The sequence below is a fragment of the Synechococcus sp. H55.10 genome (assembly GCF_047502715.1).
Taxonomy (GTDB): Bacteria; Cyanobacteriota; Cyanobacteriia; order Thermostichales; family Thermostichaceae; genus Thermostichus.
Map to the genome: position 1 here is coordinate 1 of NZ_JANSJJ010000020.1, position 17,497 is coordinate 17,497.

Consider the following 17,497-nt stretch of genomic DNA (forward strand, 5'->3'; position numbering starts at 1 on the left):
AAGGTGTCCGTCCGACTTGCATGTGTTAAGCATACCGCCAGCGTTCATCCTGAGCCAGGATCAAACTCTCCGTCTTAGCGCAAGAGCTTGTCTCGGTGGCTTGCTCGCCTAAGTCCCTCTCTCAAGAAACCAGGCGACTTCACAAATTAAAATCTGACAGGGTTGAATGCAAGCAAAGCAGTTGCTTTGCCGTTTGCTTGGCGATGGTTGACCAAACAGCTTGTCAAGGTTCTGGGGCGCCGGGGCTGGGTGGCCTCATCAGCGCTTTACTACCCTAACCCCCATAAACTCATCCCGTCAAGAGATAACTCAAAGTTTTTTCGGCGGAGAAGGGATCCGGATTCGCCGTTAGACTGGTGAGGGGATCTTGAGGTCGGATGGCTCTATGGGTATTGTGATTGGGACCGCAGCTCCTGACTTCAGCCTGCCTGCAGTGGGGAAAGGGATCCCGAAGGGGGCGACGATTTCGCTGGGGGCCTATCGGGGCAAGAGCAAGGTGTTGCTGGCTTTTTACCCGGCGGACTTCTCGCCGGTGTGTACGAGCGAGATGCGCTGTTTTCGGGAGGATTGGGGATCTTTTCGGGCAGCAGGGTGCGAGATCTTGGGGATTAGCAGTGATCCTGTCTCCAAGCACGAAGCCTTTGCCGAGCAGCTCAAGCTGGAGTTTCCTTTGCTGAGCGATGTGGACAGGAGGGTGAGCCAGCAATACGGGGTGGATAGTCTGCTGGGGATACGGCGGGCCTATTTTGTGGTGGATAGCCAAGGGATCCTGCGCTACCAGCATGTGGAGTGGCTGCCCATCTTCAAGCGGGACAACCGCGAGCTGCTGGAGGCGGTGAGGGCAGTTGACTAGGGGCGGGCTCTTTCTGGGCTGGACAGACAGATCTGCTGGGCCTGGCCGCTGTCGGGCAAGAGGAGGGGGGCGTGGCCAAGGGGCTCAAGGATCCAGGTGCGTTTGGGTGGGATCCAGCCACCGTGGCGGGGCTTGATCTCCAGGATGAGCTGGTTGGCTTGCTGGTGCAGGCGGAAGGTGGTGGTGGCCCAGTGGCCGCTTGAGTAGGCGAGGGTTTGGCCGTCGTCTTCGTAGAGGGTGAAGCTGCTGTCACCGGGGTAGAGTTTAAGGCGCAGTTGGTCACGGCGCAGGTGGGCAGTGGACTGGCAGGGAGGAGCTAAGGGCAGGATAGAGCCGCTGCGCACAAAGAGAGGCAGTTGGTCAAGGGGGGCGGGGGCCAGCACATAGCCAGGGCCGCTGTGGGCCTGGCCTGTCCACCAGTCAAACCAGGTGCCCGCCGGGAGATAGACAGCGCGGCAGCGGATCCCCGGACGGACGACGGGGGCAGCTAGGAGGGCGGATCCCAGCATGGCTTGGTCTGAGATCTCGTAGGTCTGGGGATCGTCAGGGAATTCGTAGAACAGGGGGCGCAGGATGGGGGAGCCGGTTTGGCTGGACTCCCAGAAGAGGCTGTAGAGGTAGGGCAACAGTTGATAACGCAGCTGGATGGCCTGTCGAGCAATGGCTTCCACTTCAGGGCCAAAGCTCCAGGGTTCGTGGGGGCGAGTTCCCTGAGCACTGTGGCCGCGCATGAGGGGATAGAGGAGCCCCATTTGCATCCAGCGGGCAAACAGCTCGGGAGTGGCGTTGCCCCCGAAGCCGCCGATGTCGGCGCCGACAAAGCTAACTCCCGACAGGCCCAGGTTGAGGAGCATGGGTAGGGACATCTCCAGATGTTCCCAGGAGGATTGGTTGTCTCCTGTCCAGACGGCAGCCCAGCGCTGGATCCCGGCAAAGCCGGAGCGGGTGAGGACAAAGGGGCGCTGGTTGGGGCAGAGCTGTTCTAGACCCTCGCGGGAGGCGCGGGCCATCAGGAGGCCATAGAGGTTGTGCACCTCGGCGTGGGTGGTGCGCTCTTCGGGGGATCCTTGGGGGGCGTCGGGGGGGATGTCCACAATTTGGCCCCCATCTCCAAAGGGGCGGTCGTTGAGGGCCGGCTCATTCATGTCGTTCCAGATGCCATCCACACCGGCTTGAGTGAGAACCCGCTGCCAGGATCCCCACCACTGCCGCACTGCGGGGCGCGAGAAATCGGGGAAGAGAACTTTGCCCGGCCAAACATAGCCGTGGAAGAGGTGGCCGTCGGCGCGGCGAATGAAGAAGTCTTGGGCCAGGCCCTCGTCAAAAACGGCGTAGTCGGCTTCGGGATCGAACTTGACGCCGGGATCCACAATGGCCACCACTCGAAAGCCGGCTTCATGCAGCCGGGCCGTGAGGCGGGCGGGATCGGGAAAGCGGCGGGGATCCCAGGTGAAAACGCGGTAGCCGCGCATGTAGTCGATATCCAGGTAGATGACGTCGCAGGGGATCTGGCGCTGGCGAAATTGCTCGGCAATGTTCTGTACTTGAGCAGCGCTGGCGTAGCTCCAGCGGCACTGCTGGTAGCCGAGGGCCCAGAGCGGAGGCAGGGGGGTTCGCCCGGTGAGTTGGGTGTAGGTCTGGAGCACCAAGGCGGGGGTAGGGCCGTAGATGAGGTAGTAGTCCAGCTCGGGGGCGCGCACTTCGATGGCCCACTGTTCAGGCTCCGCCTGGCCCAGGTCGAACTGGCTCCAGTGGGTGCAGTGCAGGAAGAGGCCGTAGCAGAGGCCAGGGCGGAGGAGCAAGGCAAAGGGAATGGCCAGATAGAGGTTGTCACTGTGGGCGTCGTAGCCCCAGCAGTCGCGGGTCCAGTGGCTGTAGCGCCGGCCCCGTTTGTTAAGCAGCCCAGCCCGTTCTCCCAGGCCGTAGATGTGCTCGGCGGGGTGGAGGGATTTAACCAGGCGGATGCTCTCGGATCCCCAACTGAGGCCCCCAGAGATATCGGCACAAAAGACCTGGCCCTGGGGATCCCGAAAGCTGAAGCAGAGGGGATCCCGGTCGATCTGCAGTTGCACCAGAGAAGTGCTGAGGTGAGCTTGGGTGGGGCTTTCCTGCAGCTCAAAAGGAGCCGGCGGCCACTCTGCATCCGCCAGAGCCACATCCCAAGAACGACGGGGCAAAAACTCGCCGCTGGGGCTAAAGCGCAGCCGCAGCAGACGAGGGGTGAGCACCTGCACAGACCAGCAGCCCTGAGTACAGAGGAGACGGATCCCCCTGGGATGGGCCTGAAGTTCCTGCAGGGATCCACAGGTTTGCCTCTGGGGCTGGCCGAAGATCTCGCTAGCTTCCAGCATGGTTTGGGGGCAGATGCTGCCCTCAAGGCTAACCCAAGGCCGCAAGGGAGCAGGCAGCTCCCCACTCTTGTGCGCAGCCAACTCTGCTCCCATCGGTACATCTTTTTAGAAGAGCAGCAGCAACGATTGGCTAGCTCAAACCTCAAAATCCATCGCGAAAACGAGGTGGCAATGGCTCTGAGGATTCCGGCGATAAAACTTCTCTCCTCGCTGTTGCTTTTGGGGGGGTTGTCCGCCCCTGTTGGGGCCTACCCGGTCAGACCGGAAACGGTCATGTCTCTGCAACAGGGGGATCACGCCCAAGCTCTGCCCAGAGCCAGGACAGAGCAGCGCTTCCAGGTCGTGACGTTGGCAAGCGGGTTGGAGCATCCTTGGGGGATGGCCTTTCTGCCAGACGGAACCATCCTGGTGACCGAACGTCCGGGCCGGCTGCGCCGAGTTACCGAGCAGGGGTTGGATCCCCAGCCCATCGCTGGGGTGCCAGAGGTGTTTGCCCGCGGCCAGGGAGGGCTGCTGGATATTGCCTTGCACCCCAACTACGCAGAGAACGGCTGGATCTACTTGTCCTATGCAGCTCCTGGGCCAGGCGGCGGGGGGACGCGAGTGGCGCGGGCCCGCCTGGGAGAAAGAGGACTCCAGGATCTGGAAGTGATTTTTGACATGGAGCGCAAGACGCCTGCCCAACAGCACTTCGGCTCCCGCCTGGCCTTTGACGAAGAAGGGTTTCTCTACATCAGCACCGGCGACCGCGGCGAGCGGGATCGGGCCCAGGATCTGGGGGATGCTGCCGGCAAGGTGTTGCGCCTTACTGACACGGGCGGGATCCCGGCGGACAATCCTTTTGTGAATCAAGCGGGGGCTTTGCCGGAAATTTTTACCTATGGCAACCGCAACATTCAGGGAATGGCCCGCCACCCCGAGACAGGAGCCATTTGGACGCACGAACATGGGGCGCAAGGGGGGGACGAGATCAACATCTTGGCCCCCGGCGTCAACTACGGCTGGCCCCTGATTACCCATGGTCGGGAGTACAGCGGCGAACCGGTCGGCCAAGGACTGGCGGCAGCTCCTGGATTGGCTTCGCCGCTGCTGCACTGGACGCCCTCCATTGCCCCTTCCGGCATGGCCTTTTATACAGGAGATGCCTTCCCTGAATGGCGGGGCAACTTATTCGTGGGGGCTTTGGCGGGACAGCATTTGGCGCGTTTGGTACTAGATGGGGATCGCGTTGTGGCAGAAGAGCGCCTGCTGCAAGGGGCGGTGGGTCGCATCCGGGATGTGCGCCAGGGGCCGGATGGCTTGCTCTACTTGTTGACCGATGCCCCCAACGGATCCCTGTTGCGCTTGGAGCCAAGCTCTTGATTGGGGTTAAGCTACATGGCCCTAGTCCTGTGGGATTAGCCCCAGCAGAGTTTCCTAACTCCCACTGCCGCTACTACAAGAACTTGACATCTTGCTCAATGGGGAGTGGCTCTCCTGTTTGGGCATCTGTATTTTGGCAGGCAAAGCACTCCTCTGGAGTTAGCCTAATAACCTGCCCTGGAGCCGGCAGAAGGAACATCCTTAGCTCTTTGGTTGGGATCAGGACAGTTTTGCCATTTGGGGCCTTGCGCTTGTGTTTTTCGTCGGCGAAGGTTCTGACAACGCAAGATATGGGATAGTAGTCGCCGTTTTGGAGCTTAGCTTCCAAAAGCGCTCTCCAGTAAGGGCTGTATCCGAAAATCCACTGACCCTTAGAAAACTTGAGATCGAATGCTTGACTCCAAATTCTGCTGTAAAAAGTGATAATCGATGTCCTGACTTTGTAGGCTCCTGTTATCTCCTCCAAGTGAGATAAAAACTCGCCGGCAGTCAATGCTTGAGGAGGATTGGCAAAGGGACTCATGAAGCATCTCCTGGCTTTTGGTTACAGGCAGGGGATACCTGGGTCTTCCCAGTCTACCCAAATCGAAACACCTGCCCAGCGGCCAGGAGTCTGTTAGAAGCTGTCCGTCCTCGTTGTCGATAGCCGGGGGCTCCCCATCAAAGGCAGGGGAGCCTGTAGATAGAAGCAGCACTCAGGAGGAGAAGCTGGGGATCCGTCTGCTGAAAACTGGTGCCGGCTGGGACACAAAAACCTCTCGATACCGGCATTTTTTCAGAAACAGCGCCAACGGTAGCCAAAGGTGCTCAGAAGCTGAGGCTCTCCCAAGAGACGTTGATGTCTTCCAAGAGCAGCGACTTGTTGTAGATCTGCAGAATGATCAACAAAAAGACGGCGAACAGAGCCATGAAGACCGCCATCAGGGGCGTGGTGCCCCAGCCAGGGGCCACTTTGCCGTATTCCGAGTTGAGGGGACGCAGCAGATCGCCCAGTTTGGTACGAATGGCCATAGGTTCTCGCGATAGGTCAAAGACAGGACAGGATGGATTTATCAAGTTGGGAGTGATCAGGGCGGCGGAGCGCTGCTGCTCAGCACCGTCAAGACAGCCGCCCCCTAAAATCAGGCTATCAGAATCTGGCCGAACCCTTTTGTCTCAGGCAATGAATTGTAAACTTGTGTAATACTATAGTCGAATACCCTCAGGATCGAAGATATGGAGCCCACCTTTTCCCTGATTGTGGCGATCGCGGCAGTTACCATCTGCATCACGGCGTTTGCCATCTACACGGCCTTTGGTCCCCCTTCCAAGGACTTGCAGGATCCCTACGAGATGCACGAGGATTGAAGCCGGTTGTTTTGCGGTTCCGCTGCATGCCTGTTCGTTTGCCCTCCCGTCTCTCTTTCCACAAATACCAGGGGCTGGGGAACGACTTTATCTTGGTGGACAACCGCCACCAGCCGCAGCCCTGCCTGACGCCTGAGGAAGCCGTTGCCCTCTGCAACCGCCGCTTTGGCGTGGGGGCAGATGGGGTTATCTTTCTGCTGCCGGGGCAGGAGGGGGCCGACTTCAGCATGCGCCTGTTCAACAGCGACGGCTCGGAGCCGGAGATGTGCGGCAACGGGATCCGCTGCTTGGCCCGCTTTTTGCAGGATCTGGGGATCCCTGGCCGAGACGGTGCCTACCCGATCCACACCTTGGCGGGGCGGATCGTGCCGCGGGTGCAGCCAAATGGCCTGGTGACGGTGGACATGGGGATCCCTCGCCTCTTGGCCGGGCAAGTCCCCACCACTTTGGCCAAACCGGATGCCAAGGTGATTCGGCAACCGCTCCCGGTGGCCGGGCGGGAGTGGCCGGTGACGGCGGTGAGCATGGGCAACCCCCATTGTGTGGTCTTCTTGGAAGAAGAGGGATCCCTGGAGGAGCTGGACTTGGAAAGGGTAGGCCCCCTGTTTGAGCATCACCCAGCCTTTCCCGAGCGCACCAACACCGAATTTGTGCAGGTGCTCGGCCCCAACCGCCTGCGGCTGCGGGTTTGGGAGCGGGGGGCAGGGGCGACGCTGGCCTGTGGGACAGGCGCCTGTGCCGCCCTGGTGGCCGCCGTTTTGGAAGAGCGGGCCGAGCCCCAAGCCACGGTAGAGCTGCCGGGAGGCAATCTGGAGATTCGCTGGGATCCCGATACCCAACACGTATGGATGACCGGGCCGGCCCTGCCTGTTTTCAGCGGCACCACGGCCGAGTGAGAGATCTCAGGCTCCCAAGCCCAGCAAGAGAAAGGCCAGCAGGGCGAGGATCCCGCGGGCAAGGCTCCAGCCCTGCCGCCAGATCAGCGCCACCGCCAGGCCCAGCAAGACCAACCCCAGCCCCAGACCAAAGCGGAGAAACAGGGGGTGCACCCATTGGTTGAGGGAGCGTTTGAGCCAGGGGAAGAACACCCCCAAGGCGAAGGCCAGCCCCACCGGGATCCAGTCGATCCAACCCGTCTGCTCCCAGCCCCCCACCAGGTAGAAGCCGGCCAGGCAAAGGCCTAGGCAGAAAAACAGCACGCGCCTGCCGGGATAGTCTTGTCGGTAGCTGGAAGCAAGACTGCGGGGCTCCTTGGGGTGGGCCAAGACCAATGGCTCTACGGCGAAGCTTTCGCTCCACTCCGGTGCCTCATCCATTTGCCCGCGGCACCAGAGGTAAACGTTGACTTTTCGCAACCCCTGCAGCAGCGAGGCTTCCACGGCGTTGCGCACCACCTCCATCACCTGCAGGGTATCCACCACATCGCCGGGCAGCCGTTCCAGCAACACATTCAGCACCTGACCCTTCAGCTCCGCGCGGCCAAACAGCCGCAAATCGGCCAGCTTGTAGTCGAGGATTTGGTTTAAGGTCTTGAGCTGGCGACGCATGGGATCCCGGCACCAAGCCGTCTGACAGGTTTGCTCTCAAGTTTGCACATGACTTCGCTAGAACCAGTTTAGCGGTTGGGGAGGAAGCAACGGAAAAGCGGGATCCAGGGCAATCAAGTGCGCGTGCGAATGCACTGACGAATGCTGAGGTTGGACTGGTCCAGGTTGGCGAACCCGCCCAGGAGGGTGCCTTGGTTGTCCAAAAGCAGCAAGGCGGCCTGGCGGCGAAAATCGATCCCCGGCAGCACCTCGGCAGCCACCTCCTGCAGCCTCTGGATGGTTGCTCCCTCAAAATCGACGGAGACATAGACAAACGGAGAAACCAAGCGCGGATCCGTGGGCGCGCTCTCGCGGATGGCCTGTAAAACCAGGTTTCGCACCAGCAACAGCCCTCTGCCATCGACCAACACGATCTGGCGCAGCCGAGGGTTTTGCCCAAACTCCAGGGCCAAGCTTTTGGAAAGAGCTTCCGCTTGGGAGCGGGTTTGGCTGTTGGTCAAGATCACGGCCTGAATGCCGTCGTACTGACTTAAGTCGAGCCGATCCCCGGAAACGCTTTCCAGCTTGAGGTCAAGAGAGGCTTGGGGGTTGCCGTTGCTGGGGCAGTTGCCGGCTTGAGCTGGAGCCAACGGGCCCGCGGAGAGGAGAGCAAAGGTAGCAACCCCCAAAGCGACCAGTCTTTTTGGAAAGCCAAGCGGGCAGCAATTAGGTGGGGCCCCGCAACTAAGCAAAACTCGTTTCATAGCAGCAAGTTCTGGGGTGAGCTGGCCAAATCTTAACCAATCTTCATCTTTAGCTTTGGCGCTCTAGAGTACCTTTTGGGCTTCCCAAGCCTGTTGGGTTGCCAGCCAGCCTGCGCCCATAATGGAAAGCAGTTTCTCGTTGGCGGCAGATATGACTTCTGGCTCCTTGTTGGATGGCCTCAATCCTTCTCAACGCCAAGCGGTGCAACACTTTTGCGGCCCTTTGCTGGTGGTGGCGGGGGCAGGTTCCGGCAAGACGCGCACCCTCGCCTATCGCATCGCCCACCTCATCCGCCACCATCGGGTGGATCCGGGGGAGATTTTGGCCGTGACCTTCACCAACAAGGCCGCCCGCGAAATGAAAGAGCGCATCGAGCAGCTCTTTGCCCAGCAGGAGGCCCAGGAGCAGTTTGGGATCCCCTTGGAGCAACTGGAGCCGGCCCAGGCGACGCGGCTGAAATCGGCGGTTTACCGCCGCTGGATTAAACCCCTTTGGATTGGTACGTTCCACAGCCTATTTGCCCAGATCCTGCGCCTGGAGATTGAAAAATACCAGGATCCCAAGGGACGCAAGTGGACTCGTAACTTCTCGATTTTCGATGAATCGGACGCCCAATCCCTGGTTAAAGAGATTGTAACTAAGCAACTCAACTTAGATGAGCGCAAGTTCGATCCAAGATCGGTGCGCTACGCCATTAGCAATGCCAAAAACCAGGGTTGGACTCCTCGCGATTTAGAGCGCCACCAGCCCAACTTCCGAGGCCGCATCCTCGCTCAGGTTTACGAGCTCTACGAAGATCAACTGGCGGCCAACAATGCCCTCGATTTCGACAACTTAATTTGGATCCCGGTGCAGCTTTTTCGTCAAAATGAGCAGGTCTTGGCCTACTGGCACCAGCACTTTCGGCACATCTTGGTGGACGAATACCAAGATACCAACCGCACCCAGTACGAGCTGATCCGGCTGCTGGCAACCAACGGCGAGACCCGCCGCTCCCAGTGGGACTGGACCAATCGCTCCCTCTTTGTGGTGGGCGATGCGGATCAAAGCATCTATCGCTTTCGGGGGGCTGATTTCACCATTTTGCTGGAGTTTCAAGAGACCTTTGGCGATGGCCTGCCGGACGACGATACCCGCACCCTGATCAAATTGGAAGAAAACTATCGCTCCACCGCCACGATTTTGCAGGCGGCCAATACCCTCATTGAGAAAAACACCGAGCGCATTGACAAGGTTCTCCGGCCAACGCGCCATCAGGGCAGTTTTATCATCTGCCATCAGGCCGAAGATGAAATGGCCGAGGCTGAGTTTGTGGTCAACGCCATCCGACGATTACACGGCCAAAATCCCAACTCTTCCTGGGGAAATTTTGCCATTCTCTACCGCACCAACGCCCAATCTCGCCCCTTTGAAGAGGTTTTGCTGCGCTGGGGGATCCCTTACACGGTGGTGGGCGGGCTGCGATTTTACGATCGCAAAGAGATTAAGGATGTGCTGGCCTATTTGCGGGTTGTGCTCAACCCTGCCGATTCTTTTAGCCTGTTGCGCATTATCAATGTGCCGCGGCGGGGTATCGGCAAATCGACTCTGGACAAGCTAACCGAAGCGGCGGCTGCCTTAAATGTACCCCTGTGGACTATCCTCAGCGACGAGGCTTCTGTCACCAACCTGGTGGGGCGTTCGGCCAAGCCGGTTCTTCAGTTTGCCGAGCTTATCCAGCATTGGCACAGACAGATGGCCCAGGTTTCGGCTGCCGCCCTCCTAGAGGGGCTGCTGCGGGATTGCGGCTATCTGGAAGATCTCAAGGCCCAGGGCACAGAAGAGGCCGAGGAAAGGATCGCCAACGTGATGGAACTCTACAACGCGGCCCGCCAATTTGAAGAAGAACAGGAGGATCCCAGCCTTGAGGCTTTCTTGAGCAATGTGTCTCTGGCTTCCGATTTGGACAACCTTCAGGAGGGAGCTGAGAAAGTTTCGTTAATGACGTTGCACGCTTCCAAAGGGCTGGAGTTCCCGGTGGTGTTTTTGGTGGGGTTGGAACAGGGCCTATTTCCCAATTTTCGCGCCCTGGAGGATCCCGCTGCTTTGGAAGAGGAACGGCGCCTCTGCTACGTGGGCATCACCCGCGCCCGCGAGCAATTGTTTCTCTGCCACGCCAGCGAGCGGCGGCTCTACGGCAACCGGGAACCAGCTATTCCCTCTCTATTTTTAAGCGAGCTGCCCCAAGAGCTAATCCAATGGGAGAGAGGCAGGGGGCTTTCGTTCTCCGCCGACAACGCGGCTGCGGCCACGCCCAAAGCAAAGGCTGCTCGCCGCCAAAGCCGTTCCTCCCAGTGGGCAGTTGGGGATCGCCTGCAACATCCCCAATTCGGACAGGGGCAAATTACCCACGTGTTCGGCAGCGGCGAACGGATCACCCTGGCGGTGAGGTTTCCCGCCATCGGCCAGCAGAAAATCTTGGATCCCCGCATCGCGCCCATTCAAAAGCTCAGCTAGCTAGCTGGGCCCGAAACCGCTTTGGAGATGGATGGCGTAGCGGTATGGGTCTCATCCTTTTTGTAGGTGCCTTCATCTCGCCCAGAACTTGCTTGGAATAGGGCGGGTTGGCAGGGATCCCTTTTGTCGTGTAGAAATGTGAAGGCTTGCTAGGGCAAGGCCCCTGAAAAGATCACAAGGCCGACCATCCGGGTTTGAACCCTTTCCCCAGGTGGGCAGTCTAGCCGGATGGGCCGTCGTTTTTGGGTTGTGAGGCGGGCTTGTTCTCTTCGAGGGCAGTTACAGCGGGCAAGCGAGTGGTAGGTGGCTGATGCGCTGCAGCAAAAGGGGAGCTGGGCTACTCATCCTGCCGGCAGGACAGAGCTCCGGCTCGGCAAGGCAACTCCCTCTAGCTTTTGCCTTCGCTCTGGCGTTGCTTGTGGGCGTTCCCGGCTCTGTCGCCTATACCCAGATGGTTTGGGCCCAGCGTCCGGTGGAAGGCGGCGGCCAAGGTAGGGCGCCGCGCCCTGTCTCGGTGGATGTGGCCACAGCCCAGGTGGGATCCCTGGGGGCCGACTTGCGCTACACCGGCACCACCCAGCCCCTGCGGCAGGCGACGCTGCGCACCCGGATCGAGGGGCTGTTGCTACAGCTAGCGGTGGATGTCGGGGATCCGGTGCAAGCGGGGCAACTGCTGGGTCAGTTGGATCCCACCCTGCTGCAGGCGGCTCTGCTGCAGGCCCAATCGCAACTGGCGGCGCAGGAATCTCAGGTGGCCCAGGCGCAGGCGCAACTGAGCAATGCCCGCACCCAAGTGGAGCAGGCCCGCCTGAACCTTTTGCAACTGGAGGCCGATGCCGAACGCCTAGGACAACTGGCGCAAAAGGGAGCTGTTTCCGCCCAACAGGCGGAACAAGCCCGCACCGCCGCCCGCACGGCTGCTCAGGCCTTGCGCTCGGCAGAGGAACAGGTACGTGTCCAAGAGCAAGCGGTGATCGCTGCCCAGCGCCAGGTGGACGCCCAGGGATCCCTGGTGGCCCAGGCCCAGGAGCGCCTTTCCTACACCCAACTGCGCTCGCCCCTGACGGGGGTGGTGCTCTCCCGGCAGGCGGATCCGGGAGCTTTTTTGAACGCGGGGGCAGACGTGCTGACGGTGGCCGATTTCAGCCAGGTGAGGGTGGAGTTTCCCCTTTCTGAATTGGAGCTGGCGCGGGTGCAGGTGGGCCAAGCCGTTCAGGTGGAATTGGACGCCTTTCCTGGCCAACGCTTCGCTGGACAAATTGCCCGCATCTCCCCGGCTGCCGATCCCCAGGCCCGCCTGATCCCGGTTGAAGTGGTGATCCCCAACCCCGGCGGCCGCATCGGCAGTGGCTTGTTGGCCCGAGTGGAGCTGACCAGGCCGCAGGCGCAGCGGGTGATCGTGCCGGCCACAGCAATTCAACAGAACGAGCCGGGTGCAGCCCTGGTCTTTGTGGTGGAGCGGCAGGGGGAAACGGCGCGGGTGTTGGCCCGCCCGGTGCAACTGGGAGCACAGCGGGATGGCCAGGTGGAGATCGTGTCGGGATTGGAAGCTGGCGAGCCGTTTGTGGTGCGCAGCGCTGCCCCTTTGCAAGATGGGCAGGAAGTGCAGCTAAGTGTCCTCTCGGAACGATTCTAAACGTTTATCAAAGGAGCTACGCCCATGACCCCAGCCCCGAGCGGACTCAGCCTCAGCGGCCTGGCCATCCGCCGCCACATTGGCACCCTGATGCTGGCTTTGGCGGCGATCGTCATGGGCTTCTATTTCCTCACCCGCCTGCCGGTGGATCTGTTGCCCTCGATTGTCTATCCCCGCATTGGCGTGCGGGTGGAGCTGGCGGGAGTAACCCCAGAGGTGGCCGTCGAGGAGATTACCCGCCCTCTGGAAGACTCGCTTTCCACTGTGGAAGGGGTGGAACAGATCTATTCCACCACCCGCGAAGGGCAAGTCCGGGTGGATCTCTTCTTTGCGCCGGGGGGCAACATCGATCAAGCCCTCAACGACACTACGGCGGCGGTGAACCGAGCCAGAGGACGGCTGCCGGATGGGGTTTCGGCTCCCACGGTGTTTAAGTTTGACCCTTCCCAGTTGCCCGTTTATGAGTTTGCCCTGAACGCGCCCGGGCTGACGGATGTGGAGCTGCGCCGCTTTGCCGAGGAAGAGTTGGCCCGCGAGTTGGGCGTGGTGCCGGGGGTGGCCACGGTGGATGTGGCCGGGGGCACTCTCGAAGAGGTGCAGGTGGATCTGGATGTGGAGCGGCTGCAGGCATTGGGGCTGGGCCTGACGGATGTGCTCGGCCAACTGCAGGCCCGCAACCAGGATCTTGCCGGGGGACGGATCCGCGGCGAGCTAGTGGAGCCTTTGACGCGCACGATAGGCCGGTTCCGCAGCCCGGAAGATATTCAAGCGCTGCGCTTCAACACCCCCAGTGGAGGGACGGTGCGCCTAACAGACTTTGCCACGGTGGCCGTGCGCCCTGCTGCCGAGGGGGTGCGGGTGACCTTGAATGGAGAGCCAGCTGTGCGCCTGAGCATTCAAAAGCAGCCGGATGCCAACACCATCCGCGTGGTGGACGGGATCCGTCGCCGCCTGGAACAACTGCGGGCCGCCGGCCTCATTCCGCCGCAAGTAACCCTGATCCCCACCAGCGACGAGTCCCGCTTCATCCGCAGCTCGATTCAAAGTGTGGCTCTTGCCGGCTTGAGCGGGGCGGTGCTGGCCGGGCTGGCGGTGTTGCTGTTTTTGGGATCCCTGCGCCAAACCCTGATCGTGGTGACCGCCATTCCCCTGGCCACCCTGGCGGCAGTGCTGCTGATGGGCCTGTTCGGCCTTTCCATCAATATCATCAGCCTGGGAGGGCTGGCCCTGGGGGTGGGGATCGTGGTGGACAACGCCATCGTGATGTTGGAAAACATCGCCAAAGGAACAGAAGGGATCCCACGGCAGGACGCCCGTTGGTTTGGGCAGCGGGTGCTGGAGCAAGCGGAGCGCAGCAGCCGCCAGTTGGAATCGGCCCTGGTGGCCTCCACGGCCACCAACCTGGTGTCGGTGTTGCCCTTCTTGCTGGTGGGAGGTTTTGTTTCGCTGATTTTCAACGAGCTGATTTTGACCATCAGCTTTGCCGTGGCCGGATCCCTGGTGGTGGGCCTGACGGTGGTGCCGATGCTCACCTCTCGCCTGTTGACGATCCGCCGCAGCAGTGGGCTGCGCCACTGGGGCCCGATCCGCAGCTTTGGGCGGGGGATCCTGGGTGGCACCTATGCCTATCGACGGCTGCTGAGCCGCTTGTTGCGGCGACCGGCGCTGCCTATCCTGCTGGCTTTTCTCCTCCTGGGCGGGGGCAGCTATTGGATGGCCGGGCAACTGAACCAAGAGCTTCTGCCCCGCATCGCCACCGGGCAGGTGAACCTGTCTGCCAACTTTGCCCCCGGCACCACTCTGGAGACCAACCACCGCATCATGCAGGCGGTGGATCGCCTTTTGCTAGAGCAACCTGAGGTGGAGTATGCGTTCACCACGGCAGGCGGATCCGCCTTTGGGGGCAGCACTGTTGAGAACCCCCTGCGGGGCACCAGCACCATCACCCTCAAGCCCGGCACCGACGTGGGACGTTTCGTGGATCGGGTGAACGGGTTGATAGGCCAACTGAACTTGGTGGGATCCCGCATCCGCGTGTTTCCGGGCAGCGTCCGCGGCCTTTCCGCCCGCAATTCTGCCGTCAATGCCGAAGTGGACGTGGTGCTCCAAGGGGAGGCCACTCAGGCGCTTCAAGAGGCTAGCCGCAGGGTGTTGCGGGCCTTGGACGAGCAGGCTACCCTCTCCACCTTCCGCCCTGATGCCGACGATAGCCAGCCGGAGCTCCAGATTTGGCCGGATTGGGAGCGGGCCGCTCCCCTGCGCCTCAGCCTTCAGGACATAGGCCGGGTGGTGCAGACGGCGGTGCAGGGATCCGTGCCCATCCAATTGCAGCAGGGCAGCCGCCTTCTGGATGTGCGGGTTCGCCTGGCCACGCCCATCACCCAGCCTTCGCAACTGGAGCGCCTGCCCTTGGCTGTGCAGAATGGCCAGCCGCTGCGCTTGGGGGATGTGGCCAGGTTGCAGATGGGGGAGGCCCCCGGGGAAATTCGCCGCCTCAACCAACGGCAGGTGGTCATTTTGAACGGCAGCCTCAGGGCCGGAGCCAACCAGAGCGCTGCTGTCGCCGAGGTGGATGAGATCCTGTCGGGCCTGGAACTGCCTGCCGGCGTGACCCGCCTGCCCAGCGTGGCCTTGGAAAACAACCGGGAGCTGCGCAACAACCTGCTGCTGCTGGGATCCCTGGCAGCTTTTTTGGTGTTTGTGGTGATGGCGGTGCAGTATAACTCCCTCCTCGACCCGCTGGTGATCATGCTGACGGTGCCTTTGGCCCTCTCCGGCGGCATCCTGGGCCTGTTCCTCACCCGCACGGCAGTGGGGGCTACGGTGCTGGTGGGGGTGGTGCTGCTGGTGGGCATTGTGGTCAACAACGCCATCTTGATGGTGGAGCTGGCCAACCAAATTCGAGAGGAACAAGGCTTGGATTATCGCAGCGCCATGCTAGAGGCTGCCCCGCAGCGGCTGCGCCCGATCCTGATGACCACAGTGACGACGGTGCTGGGCCTGTTCCCCTTGGCGTTGGGCTGGGGAGAGGGATCCGAGCTGCTGCAACCGCTGGGGGTTGTGGTTTTTTCCGGCCTTTCTTTGGCGACGCTGCTGACCTTGGTGGTGATCCCTTGCTTCTACGTGCTGCTGCATAGAGGGGGAAGCAAAACCTCAACTCCCCCTTTTCCCAAGCTGGCGGTTGTCCCACCCGCGGCTTTGTCCGAGACTGCTGGTCAGTAGCTGGGATTGGCACTGTTAATCGCCGCTTGGAGATGTTTCGCAGCGAGGGATCCCTGGGGGCACCCACTGCTTTGCCGGTGGCCAAGGGGATTACGCCCTGCGCCTCGCCTTCAGCTACCAACCGGAAGAGCGCATCCTCAGCAGCATCCAGGTCATCGGAGAACACCTGCACAAACTCATGGACCAACGCTGACAGATCCCAGGCCAGAGGGAGATCCCAAGACTTCTAGGGATTCCAGGCGTGGTGGAAAACCCCCGGCCTGTCGATGCGCTCAAAGGTGTGGGCCCCGAAGAAGTCCCGCTGGGCCTGGGTGAGGTTCTGGGGCAGGTCGGCGGTGCGGTAGCTGTCGTAGTAGGCCAAGGAGGCGCTGATGGCTGGGATCGGGATCCCCAGGGCTGCCGCCGTGGCCACCACCCGCCGCCAGGAGCCCTGTCGCTCCTGGATCGCCTGCTTGAACTCCTCATCCAAAAGTAGGTTCACCAGCTCTGGATCCCGTTTGTAGGCTGATTGGATCTCGCCCAGAAAGCGGGCGCGGATGATACAGCCCCCTTTCCAAATCCGCGGGATCTCGCTGAAGGTATAGACATAGCCGTGGGCAACGGTGGCTTGCCTGAGCAGCGCCATCCCCTGGGCATAGGAACAGATCTTGGAACAATAGAGGGCGGCACGCAGATCTTCAAGGAAGCAGTCGGGATCCCCTTCAAAAGTTGCATCGGGCCCTTTCAACTGAGCAGAGGCAGCCACCCGCTCCTCTTTCAGCGACGAGAGGATGCGAGCTTGCACCGCCGCTTCGATGGTGGGCACCGGCACCCCCAAATCCAGGGCATCCTTGACCGTCCACAAGCCCGTCCCCTTCTGCCCCGCCTTGTCCAAAATCAGATCCACCAGCGGCTTGCCCGTCTCCGGATCCAGCGTTCCCAAAATCTTGGCGGTAATCTCAATCAAAAACGACTCCAGCTCCGTCTCGTTCCAGGCCTGAAAAATCTCCTGCATCTGCGAGGCCGTCAGCTTCAAGCCCCGGCGCATCAAGTCATAGACCTCGGCGATCAGTTGCATATCGCCATATTCGATGCCGTTGTGCACCATCTTCACGTAGTGCCCGCCCCCTTTGGGCCCCAGGTAGGTAACGCAGGGGCCATCCGCCACTTGAGCGGCAATTTTGCTCAGGATGGGCTCCAGTTGGCGATAGGCTTCCGGGCTGCAGCCGGGCATGAGGCTGGGGCCGTTGAGGGCGCCCTCTTCGCCGCCGCTCACCCCCATGCCGACAAAGTGGATCCCGGTGGACTCCAGAGCCTCGGCGCGGCGATCCGTATCGGTGTAAAGGGAGTTGCCGCCATCGATGAGGATGTCTCCCGGCTCCAGCAGCGGCTTCAGCTCGTCGATCACCGCGTCTACCGGCGGGCCCGCCTTGACCATGATCAGGATTTTGCGGGGCCGCTCCATCATCTGCACCAATTCCGGCAGGCTGTAGGCAGGGGTGACCTGTTTGCCTTGGGCTCGCTCCCGCATGAACTGGTCGGTTTTGGAGCCGGTGCGGTTGTAGACGGCAACCGGAAAGCCGTTGCGCTCGACGTTGAGGGCCAGGTTTTCCCCCATCACCGCCAGGCCGATCACCGCAAAGCTAGGCTTGCTCATGGTTGGGGCACTATCGACACCTCACCCAATCTAGAGGTCGATCCGACCAACCGGGCTCAGGGATCCTGTTTTCTTCACTTTTGCCGGAGTGTAGGCTCAAGGACTCTCCGGATTTCCCATCCTTGCAGAGGAAGCACGTTCGAGATAGCTGCTGCCTCTGTGGCAACTGGATCAGCTAGAAACCACAGGAGCCCCGCCCTGTACCCGTAGGGTCAGGCTCGGGAGAAATGCGGACGACGGATAATCGTGACATGGCCCAAGTCCTGACTATCTCCTGCAAGCTCAAGGTATCTGCTTCGCAAG

General features: G+C 61.0%; 13 protein-coding genes and 1 rRNA gene. 7 read left to right on the plus strand and 7 right to left on the minus strand.

The features are described 5' to 3' along the window. Positions 1 to 76, minus strand: a 16S ribosomal RNA gene (locus NW858_RS02270); the annotation flags it as partial. A 309-nt stretch (positions 77 to 385) separates the two neighbouring features. Here NW858_RS02270 and NW858_RS02275 point away from each other — a divergent pair. Further along, positions 386 to 853: a peroxiredoxin family protein gene (locus tag NW858_RS02275; protein WP_414519604.1), complete on the plus strand. Its 468-nt coding sequence runs from the start codon at positions 386 to 388 to the stop codon at positions 851 to 853. Here the strand turns inward: NW858_RS02275 and NW858_RS02280 are convergent. Continuing rightward, on the minus strand, positions 850 to 3,285 hold the full coding sequence (locus NW858_RS02280; protein ID WP_414519606.1) for a glycoside hydrolase family 31 protein: 2,436 nt from the start codon (positions 3,283 to 3,285) through the stop codon (positions 850 to 852). The two genes, NW858_RS02275 and NW858_RS02280, sit on opposite strands and share 4 nt — an antisense overlap. Before the next feature lie 192 nt (positions 3,286 to 3,477). Here NW858_RS02280 and NW858_RS02285 point away from each other — a divergent pair, with 192 nt between their 5' ends. Continuing rightward, complete coding sequence (locus NW858_RS02285; protein WP_414519608.1) at positions 3,478 to 4,566, plus strand: PQQ-dependent sugar dehydrogenase; 1,089 nt, start codon at positions 3,478 to 3,480, stop codon at positions 4,564 to 4,566. A 73-nt stretch (positions 4,567 to 4,639) separates the two neighbouring features. On the opposite strand, the gene NW858_RS02290 is transcribed toward NW858_RS02285, so the two are convergent. Together NW858_RS02290 and psbH are read right to left on the minus strand one after the other, a co-directional pair. Further along, positions 4,640 to 5,089, minus strand: a complete 450-nt coding sequence (locus NW858_RS02290) for a hypothetical protein (protein WP_414348930.1) — start codon at positions 5,087 to 5,089, stop codon at positions 4,640 to 4,642. A 284-nt stretch (positions 5,090 to 5,373) separates the two neighbouring features. Beyond that, entirely contained in the window at positions 5,374 to 5,577 is a 204-nt protein-coding gene (gene psbH / locus NW858_RS02295) for a photosystem II reaction center phosphoprotein PsbH (protein WP_414331336.1), read from the minus strand. 204 nt (positions 5,578 to 5,781) lie between these two features. On the opposite strand from psbH, the gene psbN reads away from it, so the two are divergent. Next, on the plus strand, positions 5,782 to 5,913 hold the full coding sequence (gene psbN, locus NW858_RS02300; protein ID WP_011432995.1) for a photosystem II reaction center protein PsbN: 132 nt from the start codon (positions 5,782 to 5,784) through the stop codon (positions 5,911 to 5,913). Positions 5,914 to 5,939: 26 nt separating this feature from the next. After that, complete coding sequence (gene dapF, locus NW858_RS02305) at positions 5,940 to 6,809, plus strand: diaminopimelate epimerase (RefSeq protein ID WP_414334917.1); 870 nt, start codon at positions 5,940 to 5,942, stop codon at positions 6,807 to 6,809. A 6-nt stretch (positions 6,810 to 6,815) separates the two neighbouring features. On the opposite strand, the gene NW858_RS02310 is transcribed toward dapF, so the two are convergent. Beyond that, positions 6,816 to 7,460: a hypothetical protein gene (locus NW858_RS02310; protein ID WP_414337030.1), complete on the minus strand. Its 645-nt coding sequence runs from the start codon at positions 7,458 to 7,460 to the stop codon at positions 6,816 to 6,818. A gap of 113 nt (positions 7,461 to 7,573) precedes the next feature. After that, a complete protein-coding gene (locus NW858_RS02315) occupies positions 7,574 to 8,089 on the minus strand; it encodes a hypothetical protein (RefSeq protein WP_414519610.1) in 516 nt (171 codons plus the stop codon). Positions 8,090 to 8,354: 265 nt separating this feature from the next. Between NW858_RS02315 and pcrA the strand changes: the two genes are divergently transcribed. The 3 genes from pcrA to NW858_RS02330 all read left to right on the plus strand — a co-directional run bounded on the left by pcrA (position 8,355) and on the right by NW858_RS02330 (position 15,558). Beyond that, positions 8,355 to 10,700 (plus strand): DNA helicase PcrA, encoded by a 2,346-nt coding sequence (gene pcrA / locus NW858_RS02320; protein WP_414519612.1) that lies wholly within the window; start codon positions 8,355 to 8,357, stop codon positions 10,698 to 10,700. Positions 10,701 to 11,118: 418 nt separating this feature from the next. Next, positions 11,119 to 12,336 (plus strand): efflux RND transporter periplasmic adaptor subunit, encoded by a 1,218-nt coding sequence (locus NW858_RS02325; RefSeq protein ID WP_414341905.1) that lies wholly within the window; start codon positions 11,119 to 11,121, stop codon positions 12,334 to 12,336. A gap of 24 nt (positions 12,337 to 12,360) precedes the next feature. Then, positions 12,361 to 15,558: an efflux RND transporter permease subunit gene (locus NW858_RS02330; RefSeq protein WP_414519614.1), complete on the plus strand. Its 3,198-nt coding sequence runs from the start codon at positions 12,361 to 12,363 to the stop codon at positions 15,556 to 15,558. 226 nt (positions 15,559 to 15,784) lie between these two features. Here the strand turns inward: NW858_RS02330 and gndA are convergent, their stop codons facing one another. Further along, positions 15,785 to 17,194: an NADP-dependent phosphogluconate dehydrogenase gene (gene gndA / locus NW858_RS02335; protein WP_414334911.1), complete on the minus strand. Its 1,410-nt coding sequence runs from the start codon at positions 17,192 to 17,194 to the stop codon at positions 15,785 to 15,787. Positions 17,195 to 17,497 lie beyond the last annotated feature (303 nt).

What these genes read in the sequence shown, in the direction of transcription:
- gndA (WP_414334911.1), bottom strand. Translation starts at nt 17,194, where the DNA reads ATGAGCAAGCCTAGCTTTGCGGTGATCGGCCTGGCGGTGATGGGGGAA.
- psbN (WP_011432995.1), top strand. Translation starts at nt 5,782, where the DNA reads ATGGAGCCCACCTTTTCCCTGATTGTGGCGATCGCGGCAGTTACCATC.
- NW858_RS02285 (WP_414519608.1), top strand. Translation starts at nt 3,478, where the DNA reads ATGTCTCTGCAACAGGGGGATCACGCCCAAGCTCTGCCCAGAGCCAGG.
- NW858_RS02310 (WP_414337030.1), bottom strand. Translation starts at nt 7,460, where the DNA reads ATGCGTCGCCAGCTCAAGACCTTAAACCAAATCCTCGACTACAAGCTG.
- NW858_RS02290 (WP_414348930.1), bottom strand. Translation starts at nt 5,089, where the DNA reads ATGAGTCCCTTTGCCAATCCTCCTCAAGCATTGACTGCCGGCGAGTTT.
- NW858_RS02330 (WP_414519614.1), top strand. Translation starts at nt 12,361, where the DNA reads ATGACCCCAGCCCCGAGCGGACTCAGCCTCAGCGGCCTGGCCATCCGC.
- dapF (WP_414334917.1), top strand. Translation starts at nt 5,940, where the DNA reads ATGCCTGTTCGTTTGCCCTCCCGTCTCTCTTTCCACAAATACCAGGGG.
- NW858_RS02275 (WP_414519604.1), top strand. Translation starts at nt 386, where the DNA reads ATGGGTATTGTGATTGGGACCGCAGCTCCTGACTTCAGCCTGCCTGCA.
- psbH (WP_414331336.1), bottom strand. Translation starts at nt 5,577, where the DNA reads ATGGCCATTCGTACCAAACTGGGCGATCTGCTGCGTCCCCTCAACTCG.
- pcrA (WP_414519612.1), top strand. Translation starts at nt 8,355, where the DNA reads ATGACTTCTGGCTCCTTGTTGGATGGCCTCAATCCTTCTCAACGCCAA.